General features: G+C 45.6%; 11 protein-coding genes. All 11 read left to right on the forward strand.

Translation table 11 applies throughout. The annotated features are described in order from the left end of the window. The first annotated feature begins 20 nt into the window (after positions 1 to 20). The 11 genes from secA to KI350_RS05935 all read left to right on the forward strand — a co-directional run bounded on the left by secA (position 21) and on the right by KI350_RS05935 (position 12,625). A complete protein-coding gene (gene secA / locus KI350_RS05885; RefSeq protein WP_065644263.1) occupies positions 21 to 2,546 on the forward strand; it encodes a preprotein translocase subunit SecA in 2,526 nt (841 codons plus the stop codon). 63 nt (positions 2,547 to 2,609) lie between these two features. Then, positions 2,610 to 3,711 (forward strand): peptide chain release factor 2 gene (gene prfB, locus KI350_RS05890; RefSeq protein ID WP_096748347.1). Its coding sequence is split into 2 segments (ribosomal slippage): positions 2,610 to 2,681 and positions 2,683 to 3,711, totalling 1,101 coding nucleotides; the frame shifts between segments, so codons are not numbered across the junction. Between the two features lie 201 nt (positions 3,712 to 3,912). Continuing rightward, positions 3,913 to 4,767: a YitT family protein gene (locus KI350_RS05895; protein ID WP_081303604.1), complete on the forward strand. Its 855-nt coding sequence runs from the start codon at positions 3,913 to 3,915 to the stop codon at positions 4,765 to 4,767. A 48-nt stretch (positions 4,768 to 4,815) separates the two neighbouring features. Further along, a complete protein-coding gene (gene cccB / locus KI350_RS05900; protein ID WP_065644264.1) occupies positions 4,816 to 5,142 on the forward strand; it encodes a cytochrome c551 in 327 nt (108 codons plus the stop codon). A gap of 350 nt (positions 5,143 to 5,492) precedes the next feature. Beyond that, positions 5,493 to 6,179 (forward strand): cell division ATP-binding protein FtsE, encoded by a 687-nt coding sequence (gene ftsE, locus KI350_RS05905; protein WP_003185670.1) that lies wholly within the window; start codon positions 5,493 to 5,495, stop codon positions 6,177 to 6,179. Next, complete coding sequence (gene ftsX, locus KI350_RS05910) at positions 6,172 to 7,062, forward strand: permease-like cell division protein FtsX (protein WP_065644265.1); 891 nt, start codon at positions 6,172 to 6,174, stop codon at positions 7,060 to 7,062. Before ftsE ends, ftsX begins: the two co-directional genes overlap by 8 nt. 92 nt (positions 7,063 to 7,154) lie before the next feature. Beyond that, the gene (locus KI350_RS05915; protein WP_065644266.1) at positions 7,155 to 8,405 is read left to right on the forward strand and encodes a murein hydrolase activator EnvC family protein; all 1,251 of its coding nucleotides are present in this window, start codon (positions 7,155 to 7,157) and stop codon (positions 8,403 to 8,405) included. A gap of 187 nt (positions 8,406 to 8,592) precedes the next feature. Continuing rightward, positions 8,593 to 9,546 (forward strand): LytTR family transcriptional regulator DNA-binding domain-containing protein, encoded by a 954-nt coding sequence (locus KI350_RS05920; protein WP_236808612.1) that lies wholly within the window; start codon positions 8,593 to 8,595, stop codon positions 9,544 to 9,546. Positions 9,547 to 9,700: 154 nt separating this feature from the next. Further along, positions 9,701 to 10,549, forward strand: a complete 849-nt coding sequence (locus KI350_RS05925; RefSeq protein WP_065644268.1) for an ABC transporter ATP-binding protein — start codon at positions 9,701 to 9,703, stop codon at positions 10,547 to 10,549. Next, the gene (locus tag KI350_RS05930; protein WP_065644269.1) at positions 10,549 to 11,244 is read left to right on the forward strand and encodes an ABC transporter permease; all 696 of its coding nucleotides are present in this window, start codon (positions 10,549 to 10,551) and stop codon (positions 11,242 to 11,244) included. The genes KI350_RS05925 and KI350_RS05930 overlap by 1 nt, the downstream gene beginning before the upstream one ends. Positions 11,245 to 11,566: 322 nt before the next feature. After that, positions 11,567 to 12,625 (forward strand): tartrate dehydrogenase, encoded by a 1,059-nt coding sequence (locus KI350_RS05935; protein ID WP_059230998.1) that lies wholly within the window; start codon positions 11,567 to 11,569, stop codon positions 12,623 to 12,625. Positions 12,626 to 12,690 lie beyond the last annotated feature (65 nt).

Here is a 12,690-nt window from a genome sequence, read left to right on the forward strand (position 1 = left end):
TTAAAGAGGAGCGTTATTCTATGCTTGGAATTTTAAATAAAGTGTTTGATCCGACAAAACGCACGCTCAGCCGTTATGAAAAGAAAGCGAACGAGATTGATGCGCTCAAGGCAGATATAGAGAAGCTTTCAGACGAAGCTTTGAAACAAAAGACAATCGAGTTCAAAGAGCGCCTCGAAAAAGGCGAAACAGTTGACGATCTTTTGACTGAAGCGTTTGCCGTTGTCAGAGAAGCTTCCCGGCGTGTGACAGGCATGTTCCCGTTTAAGGTTCAGCTGATGGGGGGCGTTGCCCTTCATGAAGGGAATATCGCCGAAATGAAAACGGGGGAAGGTAAAACGCTGACGTCCACAATGCCCGTTTATTTGAACGCTCTGTCAGGGAAAGGCGTTCACATCGTGACGGTCAACGAATACCTGGCGAGCCGCGATGCTGAAGAGATGGGAAAAATCTATGAATTTCTCGGGCTGACAGTCGGCTTAAACCTGAACAGCCTTTCAAAAGACGAGAAGCGTGAAGCCTATGCAGCCGATATTACGTACTCTACGAATAATGAGCTTGGCTTTGACTACTTGCGCGACAACATGGTGCTTTATAAAGAGCAGATGGTTCAGCGTCCGCTGCATTTTGCGGTCATCGATGAAGTCGACTCGATTTTGATCGATGAAGCAAGAACGCCGCTCATCATTTCCGGACAAGCAGCCAAATCCACAAAGCTGTACGTTCAGGCCAATGCGTTTGTCCGCACATTAAAAGCGGATCAGGACTACACATACGATGTGAAAACAAAAGGCGTTCAGCTGACTGAAGAAGGGATGACAAAAGCCGAAAAGGCATTCGGCATCGAAAACTTGTTTGATGTCCGCCATGTCGCCTTAAACCATCATATTGGCCAGGCGCTCAAAGCCCATGCGGCGATGCATAAAGACGTCGATTACGTCGTCGAAGACGGCCAGGTCGTTATCGTCGACTCTTTCACAGGCCGTCTGATGAAAGGCCGCCGCTACAGCGACGGGCTCCACCAGGCCATTGAAGCGAAGGAAGGGCTTGAGATCCAAAATGAGAGCATGACGCTCGCGACGATCACCTTCCAGAACTATTTCCGCATGTATGAAAAATTAGCCGGAATGACGGGTACGGCAAAAACGGAAGAAGAAGAATTCCGCAACATCTACAACATGCAGGTTGTAACGATTCCGACCAACAAGCCGATCGCCCGTGATGACCGCCCGGATTTAATTTATCGGACCATGGAAGGAAAATTTAAAGCTGTTGCAGAGGATGTCGCCCAGCGCTATATGGTTGGCCAGCCGGTTCTTGTCGGTACGGTTGCGGTTGAAACATCTGAATTGATCTCAAAGCTGCTTAAAAATAAAGGAATTCCGCATCAGGTGTTAAACGCGAAAAACCACGAGCGGGAAGCCCAGATTATCGAAGATGCCGGGCAAAAAGGCGCGGTCACCATCGCGACGAACATGGCGGGACGCGGTACGGACATCAAGCTTGGCGAAGGCGTAAAAGAGCTGGGCGGACTGGCCGTCATCGGTACGGAGCGCCATGAATCACGGCGGATTGACAACCAGCTGCGCGGACGTTCAGGCCGTCAGGGGGACCCTGGTATCACCCAATTTTATCTTTCCATGGAAGATGAATTAATGAAACGCTTCGGCGCAGAACGGACGATGGCGATGCTTGACCGCTTCGGAATGGACGATTCGACGCCGATTCAGAGCAAGATGGTTTCAAGAGCGGTCGAATCTTCACAGAAGCGTGTGGAAGGCAACAACTTTGATGCCCGTAAGCAGCTTCTGCAATACGATGACGTGCTCCGCCAGCAGCGTGAAGTCATCTATAAACAGCGCTTTGAGGTCATCGATTCCGACAACCTCCGCTCCATCGTCGAAACTATGATTAAAGCCTCACTTGAGCGGGCTGTTGCTTCATACACGCCAAAGGAAGATCTGCCTGAAGAGTGGAATCTTGACGGCCTTGTCGAACTTGTAAATGCGAATTTCCTTGATGAGGGCGGAGTGGAGAAAAGCGATGTTTTCGGAAAAGAGCCTGAGGAAATCACAGAGCTCATTTATGACCGCATCAAGACGAAATACGATGAGAAAGAAGAGCGCTACGGCTCTGAACAAATGCGCGAATTTGAGAAAGTCATCGTTCTCCGCGAAGTGGATACGAAATGGATGGATCACATCGATGCGATGGATCAGCTGCGTCAAGGAATTCATCTGCGCGCTTACGCTCAGACAAACCCGCTCCGCGAGTATCAGATGGAAGGCTTTGCAATGTTTGAAAACATGATCGCGGCCATCGAAGATGATGTAGCCAAATTCGTCATGAAGGCTGAAATCGAAAACAACCTTGAGCGCGAAGAGGTCATTCAAGGACAGACAACAGCTCATCAGCCGAAAGAAGGCGATGAGGAAAAACAAGCGAAGAAAAAACCGGTCCGCAAAGCGGTGGATATCGGACGCAATGATCCTTGCTACTGCGGAAGCGGAAAAAAATATAAAAACTGCTGCGGAAGAACAGAATAAAAAGAGGTGCTTAGCCTCTTTTTATTTTGAACAGGCTGAAATATATGATGAGGTGAAAGAATAATGGAATTGGCAGAAATCAGACAGGAACTTGAAAATATGGCTACTCGGTTAGCGGACTTCAGGGGGTCTCTTTGACCTCGAAACAAAGGAAGCAAGAATCAGCGAACTAGACGAGCAGATGGCTGACCCTGACTTTTGGGGAGATCAGCAAAAAGCGCAGACGATCATTAATGAAGCGAATGCGTTAAAAGACTATGTCAACACGTACAACAAATTGAGCGAATCTCATGAAGAACTGCAAATGACGCACGATCTTTTAAAAGAAGATCCTGACCAAGACCTGCAAAATGAACTGGTCAGCGAGCTGAAAAGTTTAACAAAGCAGTTTAACGAATTTGAGCTGCAGCTGTTGTTAAGCGAGCCGTATGATAAAAACAATGCGATCCTTGAGCTTCACCCGGGAGCCGGCGGCACCGAATCACAGGATTGGGGTTCAATGCTTCTGAGAATGTACACCAGGTGGGCAGAGCGCCGCGGATTTAAGGTGGAGACCCTTGATTACCTCCCGGGGGATGAAGCGGGAATCAAGTCTGTCACTCTCCTGATCAAAGGCCACAATGCCTACGGCTATTTAAAAGCCGAGAAAGGTGTGCACAGGCTCGTCAGAATTTCTCCGTTCGACTCATCAGGGCGCAGGCACACGTCGTTTGTGTCTTGTGATGTCATGCCTGAATTTAACGAAGAAATCGACATTGAGATCCGCACGGAAGATATTAAAGTCGATACGTACAGGGCAAGCGGCGCCGGCGGCCAGCACGTCAATACGACAGACTCCGCCGTCAGGATCACCCACCTGCCGACAGGGGTCATCGTCACTTGCCAAACGGAGCGCTCCCAAATTAAAAACCGCGAACGTGCCATGAAAATGCTGAAGTCGAAGCTGTATCAGCGCAGAATCGAAGAGCAGCAGGCACAGCTTGACGAAATTCGCGGTGAACAAAAAGAAATCGGCTGGGGAAGCCAGATCCGCTCATACGTTTTCCATCCGTATTCCCTAGTGAAGGATCATAGAACGAACACGGAAATGGGGAACGTGCAGGCAGTCATGGACGGAGATATTGACTCTTTCATCGACGCATATTTGCGTTCCAAGCTTTCCTAAAATTGAAGAAAGACACATCCATATTGTGAGGATGTGTCTTTTTTTGCGGGTAAATCTCCTGGATATGTACAGCCTAAACCTTATAAAGCTTTGTCCCTCTGCCGCTTTATCCGTTTAATACGTTATTTGGCTGTTATTTACTTACAATAAGCTAAATGCTATACTCTCGATTGGTAACGAATCGTGCGGAGGATGACAGGTATGAATATGGACAAAACGAGATATCAATTGTTTACGGCGCTGCGTGACTACGGCTATATCCTGTTTGGATCAGCCGTCGTCGCTGTGACATTTAATATGTTTCTGCTTCCCAACCGGATTGCAGCCGGCGGCGTCAGCGGCATCAGCACCATTTTGCAATCGTTCGGCTTTGAAGCCGCCTATGTGCAATGGGCATTTAATATTCCTTTATTTATTGCCGGGGTTCTCATACTCGGAGGAAAATTCGGCATTAAAACGCTTGTCGGGTCTGTTTTTCTCCCGTTTGTCGTATATATGACGCGGGACATTGCTCCGGCGACAGAGAATCCGCTCTTAGCTGCCATTTTCGGCGGTGTCGGCATCGGAGTCGGTATCGGGATGGTCTTTCTCGGAAGAGGCTCGACTGGCGGAACTGCGCTGGCTGCGCAAATCATTCATAAGTACACCGGGCTTTCGCAAGGCAAATGTTTGGCGCTGATCGACGGTACGATTGTCCTGTCGGCGATGTTTGTGTTTAACATCGAACAGGGACTGTATGCTATGCTTGGCGTTTATATATCAAGCAAAACCATCGATGTCATCCAGATCGGGCTGAACCGTTCCAAAATGGCGATGATCATTACCAACCGGGAAGAGGAAGTCCGACATGCGGTACTGAATAAAATCGACAGAGGGATTACGAAAATATCAGCGGTCGGAGGCTATACAGATGATGAGCGGCCCATTCTGATGTGCGTGGTCGGCCAGACCGAGTTCACAAAGCTGAAACAACTCGTGAAACACATTGATGAATCTGCATTTGTCATTGCGATGGATGCTTCAGAGGTGCTTGGCGAGGGTTTTAAACGCGCGTAATCGAGGTTATAATAAAGGTTGACTTGTTAAAGGAGCTGACTTGAAAAAATGAAAATGAAGCTGTTTACTCTGTTTATGGCTGTTTCTTTTGTGCTGGCTGCCTGCGGGGGCAATAACAACGAAAGCAAAGAGAAAAACACAGGCGGGCAAGCAACTGCAACGGACGGGGAAGAGATTTACCAGCAAAACTGCACAGGCTGCCATGGTAAGGATTTGGCCGGCGGTTCCGCCCCGAGCTTGAAAGAGGTTGGCGGCAAGTATAAGGAAGGCGAAATTAAGGACATTGTAGTCAACGGCCGCGGCGGAATGCCTGGCAATCTTGTAAACGAAAAAGAAGCTGAAGCGGTCGCGAAGTGGCTTTCAGAGAAAAAATAAGATTGCCTTGCCGGTCAGGCGGCGAAGAGAACCTTCTTCACATTCGGGTGAAAAAGGTTCTTTTTTTGTTTAAAAGGACTTTATACCTATTGAAAAACGAAGAAAAACAAGTTCTTTTATCTCAGAAAAGGCCCAGAGTACAAATTTTTTGTCTGATTTTGCGTTTTTCCTATAACTTATGTCGGCATTGAAACAAAACTGTAATATCATTTTGTCTAATCTTGACGTATAATGGGTGTTGTTGAAAAAGGGCTTGAATCAATACCATTTATCGTGAAATTAGCAGGACACAAAACGACATGTCCTTTCGAAGAGTATGACCGTATAAACATAGAAGATTAGGTGATTACATGATCGAAATAAAAGATGTATATAAGACTTATTCCAACGGGGTCTCGGCGCTGAACGGAATAAGCATCTCTATATATCCCGGAGAATTTGTTTATGTTGTAGGACCGAGCGGAGCAGGAAAGTCAACCTTCATTAAAATGATTTACCGCGAAGAAAAGCCTTCCAAAGGGAAGATTGTCATAAACAATAAAAATTTGGCGCAGCTCAAAGAAAAAGAGATTCCTTTTATCAGAAGGAAAATCGGCGTTGTATTCCAGGACTTTAAACTGCTGCCGAAGCTGACGGTGTTTGAAAATGTTGCATTTGCTTTAGAGGTCATCGGGGAGCGTCCAGAGGTGATCAGAAAAAAAGTGCTTGAAGTGCTTGATCTTGTCCAGCTGAAACACAAAGCAAGGCAATTCCCTGATCAGCTGTCCGGGGGAGAACAGCAGCGGGTTTCAATTGCACGGTCAATCGTCAACGACCCTGATGTCGTGATCGCTGACGAGCCGACGGGAAACCTTGACCCTGAGACGTCTTGGGAAATCATGAAGACGCTCGAGGAAATCAACAACCGCGGAACAACAGTCGTTATGGCGACTCATAACAAAGAAATCGTAAACACCATGAAGAAACGGGTCATCGCAATCGAAGACGGGGTCATTGTGCGTGATGAAGCTAGAGGGGAGTATGGTTCTTATGATTAGAACTCTCGGACGGCATTTGCGCGAGAGCTTAAAATCTCTCGGGAGAAACGCGTGGATGACTTTCGCATCCATCAGTGCTGTAACTGTTACACTTATCTTGGTCGGCGTGTTCATGGTCATCATGCTGAACGTATACAATATGACATTAAAAGCCGAACAGGAAGTCGAAGTCAAAGTGCTTGTTGACTTGACGGCCAACCAGGATCAAAAAAATACATTGGAAAAAGAAATTAAACAAATACCGGAAATCAGCAGTGTCAAATACTCATCTAAAGATGAAGAGCTGAAAAACCTGAAAGACAGCTTTGGTGAAGACGGGAAATTCTTTGCGATGTTCGAGCAGGAAAACCCGCTGAACGATGCGTTTGTCGTAAAAACAACAGACCCTCAAGACACGCCGAAAGCTGCCAAGAAGCTAGAGAAGCTGACCAACGTCTATAAAGTGACATACGGGCAGGAGCAGGTAGACCGCTTATTTAAAATCAGCGGTGTCACCAAAGTAATCGGGATTGCATTGGTTGTCGGCCTGCTGTTTACGGCGATGTTTTTAATCTCTAATACGATCAAAATCACGATTTTTGCAAGACGCAAAGAAATCGAGATTATGAAACTTGTAGGCGCGACAAACTGGTTCATTCGCTGGCCATTCTTCATTGAAGGTCTGCTCTTGGGCGTATGCGGTTCTATCATTCCGATCGCTATTTTGCTCGGAACGTATCATCATGCCGTTCAGTGGATCGCTCCGAAAGTTCAGGGCACATTCATACAGCTCTTGCCGTACAATCCGTTCGTCTTCCAGATTTCAGCGATCCTTGTGCTGATCGGAGCCGTTATCGGTGTATGGGGAAGCTTGATGTCGATTCGCAAATTCTTAAAAGTTTAAACCGGCGCTCTCGCCGGTTGTATCATGTTTAAAGCTGGGATGCCTGCAAAGCGCCGGGCTCCCTTGATTCTGAAGGCAAGGAGGAACCAAGGTTGAAAAGAAAGCTTATGACGCTGGGGCTGACCGCTGTGCTCGGATCGTCGGCAGTGCTGATCCCCTTAAAAAGCAACCATGCTTTAGCTTATGAAGACTTGGAGAAAAAAAAGAGCGACGTTCAAAGCAAAAAATCTGAAAACGAGTCAAAACTCGAAAAAAAGAAACAGGAGCTTTCCAAGCTTGAATCAAAGGAAGCAGGCCTGAAAAGCGAGATCGAGAAAATCGACCGTCAGATGACGGACACGAATGAAAAGCTGGAAAAGAAAAACGAAGAAATCGACCAAACAAAGAAAAGCATTGAAGAGCTGAAAAAGCAAATCAAAAAGCTTAAAGAAAAGATTGAGAAACGCAATAAAATATTGAAAGACCGGGTTCGATCCATGCAGGAAAACGGCGGTTCCGTTCAATACATAGATGTGCTTCTCGGCTCGAAAAGCTTTGGGGATTTCATCAGCCGTGCGGGTGCGGTTTCGACAATTGTCGAAGCTGATAAAGACCTGATGGAAGAGCAAAAGCGCGATCTTCAGCTTGTTGAGGAAAAGGAAACAAAGCTGAGCAAGGATCTTGAAAGGCTTGAAAAAGCGCTCAAAGACCTGGAAGATTTAAAAAAGACGCTCGACAAGCAGCAAAAAGAGAAAGCAAACGTCATGAAAAAAGTGAAGCAAGATAAAGATCACGCACATGAAGAACTTGGTTCACTCGAAAATGAAGCAGAAATTTTAAAGCGTCAGGATGAAGCGATCAAAGCTGAAGAGGCGCATCGGAAAAAGCAGGAAGCTGAAGCGAGCCGCCGGGCTGCAAGCGGCCAATCGGAAGCCTCTTCTTCTAAACCGTCGGCACCAAGCAGCTCAGGCTTTATCCGTCCTGCTTCCGGCACATTTACTTCCGGGTTCGGAAATCGTTCGCTCGGGAATCACTTCGGCGTAGATATCGCCAAGCGCGGTTCAGGGGTTCCGATTCATGCGGCAGCCGCCGGAACGGTCTATAACGCCCATTACTCGTCCAGCTACGGCAATGTTGTGTTTATTACCCATAACATCAACGGGCAAACATATCAGACGGTCTACTCTCACATGTCTTCGATTAAAGTGCAGACAGGCCAGCGTGTTGAACAGGGACAAGTGATCGGAACGATGGGAAATACAGGCCAATCCTACGGGCAGCATCTTCACTTTGAAATTCATAAAGGCCTTTGGAACAACGCGAAATCCAATGCTGTTGACCCGGCCAATTATATACCGCTTTAAAAATGAAAGCCGATTCGTCCGGAAATGGACCGAATCGGCTTTTTGTCATTTAAAAAGTGGCTTCATCTGTTTTTCTGGAGATTTTGCTATGGAATCATTAAGCCAAAAAAGTAGAATAAACTCCAAAGCACTTCATGGTATACTAAATTAATCTTAAAAAAGAAGATCTGTTTGAACAGGAGTTTACATGATGACACATTTTACAATTCATGAAGAGATGATAAACAGCGAGTCGCTTCCGCCATTTACGCTTACGATCGAGGATACTTATGCCGCGACAGTATATAGTGATACGGAGATGCAGGCCGAACTGGTAAAGGTGCTCGAGAACAATGGCAAATGGACCGTTTTTGATCAACAGGAAGGTTTGTATCAGCGCCTGACGGTGGAGGAGAATATCACTTTTTTCCATAAATGGTTCGGCTGTGAAACACCATTGCCTGAAATTCTTGTGCTGTTTGAATTACAAAACTGTGCTAAAAAAACACTGCATAAATGTTCGGAATCTGACATTCGCCGTGTCTATTTTGCTAAGTATTTCATGAGCGGTGTTCAGCCGATGATTTTCCGCGAGCCGATCCATGGCGCTGATGTCAGAACAATGAATACTTTTATGAACATGCTGCAAAAATTGAGGGATCATCACATACCTGTCATGATCTTAGTATCCAATATGGAGCACGCTCTGCTGCTTGGGGATATCGCATACAAACTTCAGAAAAATGGTATACAGCAAATCGAAATCATCGAAGCAGAAGAAAGTGCGTCGGAAGCTAAAAACATTGGAACAGCGGCGACTGCAAATTTTTTCAAGGTTCCGGCAAAAGTCGATGACAAGATGATATTATTTGATCCCTTGGAGATTGACTACATCGAAAGTCAGGATGGCAAAGCGATGATCGTTGTTCAGGATGAATCATATGCGATGGATTCCACACTGGCAGAAATCGAGAAAAAATTAGCGGTTTATGGATTTTATCGATGTCATCGTTCATATATCGTCAATTTACAAAAAGTCCGTGAAATCATTACATGGTCTAAAAATACCTATTCACTGCGAATCGATAACAAATCCCAGTCGACGATTCCGTTGTCACGAACAAAAATACAAGACATTCAGGAAAAATTCAGTCTGAAATAGGTACCGTTCACCCTAAACAAACAGCATTTGCACGTATTTTACAACTGAAGACAGGTACAGTTTACCTTCGTGATGGTACATTCCGTTCTCATATTACGGCATCAGCTGGTTATATCCGTTACGATGAGAGCAGCTAATCGAAGGGGGTTTTCAGTTGGAATATGCAATGAAAGTAACAGGAATGCGGAAATCGTTTGGACGCCACACAGCTATAAAAGATGTCAGTTTTCATGTGAAAAAGGGTGAAATTTTTGGATTGCTTGGACCAAGCGGATCTGGCAAAACAACAACGATTAAAATCTTAACGGGAGAACTTGGACAATCGGCGGGTAAAGTTATGGTACTCGGGATGGATTCATCCCGGATTGGAACAGCCGATTTTAAATCCAAGGTCGGGATATTATCTGATAACAGTTCACTATATGAGCGACTGACGATCTATGATAATCTGAAATTATTTTGTAAATTGTACCATGCTCCGTTAAGTCAAATCGATGTGATTTTGCGTGAGGTTAACCTGCACGATCAGCGAACGAAAACGGTCTCGAAGTTGTCAAAAGGGATGAAACAGCGTGTACTACTGGCTAAAGCACTCATTCATAAACCTGAACTGGTATTTCTGGATGAACCAACATCTGCATTGGACCCGGGAAATATGGCGCACATTCACCGTGGACTAAAGAAGCTGAATGAAGCGGGAACAACCATTTTCCTGACAACTCACAATATGGAAGAAGCGAATCAATTGTGTGACCGTGTTGCGTTTTTGCACAAAGGTGAAATAGTGGAACTGGATCGTCCGGATGAAATCCGTTACAAGTACTCGACGCACGCATTTCATGTTGAAACATTTGATGGAGAACGGATCGTCATCAAAAATAAACCAGAGAATGCGGATCACATTAAGGAATTGATGGTCAACAATCGAGTGAAATCAATGCATACGGACAATCCGACGCTGGGCCAAATCTTTTTGAAAGTGACTGGGGAGGAGTTGGTATAATGAATATTCAACGTATAAGTGCCATCTTTGAAAAAGATATAAAAGATTTTATGAAAAATATGATGCTATTGATGATGCCGGTAATCCCGATTATATTATCGCTTTTATATGGGCGGATGAGTGGTGGTAAAGAGCTCCCTATTTTTGTCATGTATATCATAGTAGGGGTAACGTATACATCGGTTACTTCAAGCGGCATGATGACAATGATGGCGGAGGAAAATGAAAAGAAGACATTACGCGGTCTGATTCAGTCACCAGCGTCGTTTCTGGATATCATTGTCGGCAAAAGTCTTGTGATCGGATTGATGACTTTGATTTCCCTTGTCGTATCACTCATCATCGTTGGTTTTGACCCGTTCCTTAATGTCAGAGCGCTTCTTGGGTTGATCTTATTGTTCTTATACTTTTTATTTCTTGGCATTGGTATAGGCCTATTTTCCAAGTCAATCGCTGCAACGTCTGCATATATCATGCCAGTGATGTTGCTGTTCGGGTTTACACCGATGATTGAATTTCTTGGCTTGGATAAAGACAGTATCATCATTAAAGTTGCCGATACTTTTCCAATTATGCAAGCGATTGAAATACACGAAACCAACTCCTGGCTGCCGCTCGGTATTATAGCTGTTTGGGTTCTAGGCGCAGCCCTGTTTATGTATGTTTGTTTTAAGAAGACGATGACAGACGATTAATGGGGCTTTTTAATAAGGCTGGGGAAACCCCGCCCATCATGGTATTGAAGTGAGACTGGAAAACGTGTACCTTTTCCAGCCTCATGCAGCTGCATTGCGATAAGAGTGCAGCTTTTTTTATTTCGTCTTTTTTACATATGGTATTTCTTCACCATCCAAGGCTGCGTGTACATCCAGTGAAAGCCAACAAAGCTATTGTTACACTGAAAATAAACAACCCCCTCCTTTACGCTCTTAAAATCATCTTGTCAGAAAATAACACAGGGTATAGAATGAAAGTGACATCTGTCGACAGTCGACTATTTAAATAGGGGATGATCTAATGAAAGTATTCAACATTGCCAGCATACCCGGTGACGGAGTAGGAAAAGAAGTCGTACCTGCTGCACAGCGAGTTTTGAAAGCGGTTTCTGATGTTCACGGGGGACTCTCATTTCGGTTTACGGAGTTTCCATACAGCTGCGAGTATTATTTGGAACACGGGGAAATGATGCCCGATGACGGTATGGAGCAGCTGAAAGAGTTCGACAGCATCTTCCTTGGAGCGGTAGGAAACAGCAAGCTTGTCCCCGATCATATTTCCCTATGGGGGCTGCTCATTAAAATCCGCCGCGAATTTGAACAGGTCATCAATGTTAGACCAGCAAAATATTTGCAAGGAATCAAGTCTCCGCTGGCCAATCCAAAAGATTTCGATCTTCTTGTCGTCAGGGAAAACAGTGAAGGGGAATACAGCTCGATCGGAGGGAGAATCTTCAGAGATGAAGATGAAATCGCCATCCAAAATGCCGTTTTTTCAAGAAAAGGGGCGGAGAGGGCGATGCGCTTTGCATTTGAGTTGGCGGCTAAACGGAAAAAGCATGTCACAAGCGCAACAAAATCGAACGGAATCGTTTATTCAATGCCTTTTTGGGATGAAGTCTTTGCGAACACGGCAAAAGACTACCCTGGTATTACCGCTGATTCGCAGCACATAGACGCGCTGTCGGCCTTTTTTGTAACGAAGCCGGAGAAGCTTGACGTCATTGTGGCCAGCAACTTATTCGGCGATATTTTGACCGATATCGGGGCGGCGATTATGGGAAGCATAGGTGTGGCGCCGGCCGCCAATATCAATGTAAACGGCAAATATCCGTCCATGTTTGAGCCTGTGCACGGCTCTGCTCCGGATATTATCGGCAAAGGAATTGCAAACCCGGTCGGGCAAATTTGGACGGCTAAAATGATGCTTGATCATTTTGGAGAAGAAGAACTCGGTGCCAGATTGCTTGACGTGATCGAAGACGTTCTAAAAAGCGGTTACTTGACGCCTGATATCGGCGGTTCAAGTACGACGGATGAAGTGACAAAAGAAATCATCAAGCGCGTGAGGTCCATATAAGCGAAAGCTCTCTGCACTCCGGCAGCTTTTTTTGCTGTGAATGGAAAAACGATTACATGATACGG

Origin of the sequence: Bacillus sp. J41TS8 (assembly GCF_018333035.1) — a bacterium.
GTDB lineage: Bacteria > Bacillota > Bacilli > Bacillales > Bacillaceae > Bacillus > Bacillus paralicheniformis.

What these genes read in the sequence shown, in the direction of transcription:
- secA (WP_065644263.1), top strand. Translation starts at nt 21, where the DNA reads ATGCTTGGAATTTTAAATAAAGTGTTTGATCCGACAAAACGCACGCTC.
- KI350_RS05895 (WP_081303604.1), top strand. Translation starts at nt 3,913, where the DNA reads ATGAATATGGACAAAACGAGATATCAATTGTTTACGGCGCTGCGTGAC.
- cccB (WP_065644264.1), top strand. Translation starts at nt 4,816, where the DNA reads ATGAAAATGAAGCTGTTTACTCTGTTTATGGCTGTTTCTTTTGTGCTG.
- ftsE (WP_003185670.1), top strand. Translation starts at nt 5,493, where the DNA reads ATGATCGAAATAAAAGATGTATATAAGACTTATTCCAACGGGGTCTCG.
- ftsX (WP_065644265.1), top strand. Translation starts at nt 6,172, where the DNA reads ATGATTAGAACTCTCGGACGGCATTTGCGCGAGAGCTTAAAATCTCTC.
- KI350_RS05920 (WP_236808612.1), top strand. Translation starts at nt 8,593, where the DNA reads ATGATGACACATTTTACAATTCATGAAGAGATGATAAACAGCGAGTCG.
- KI350_RS05930 (WP_065644269.1), top strand. Translation starts at nt 10,549, where the DNA reads ATGAATATTCAACGTATAAGTGCCATCTTTGAAAAAGATATAAAAGAT.
- KI350_RS05935 (WP_059230998.1), top strand. Translation starts at nt 11,567, where the DNA reads ATGAAAGTATTCAACATTGCCAGCATACCCGGTGACGGAGTAGGAAAA.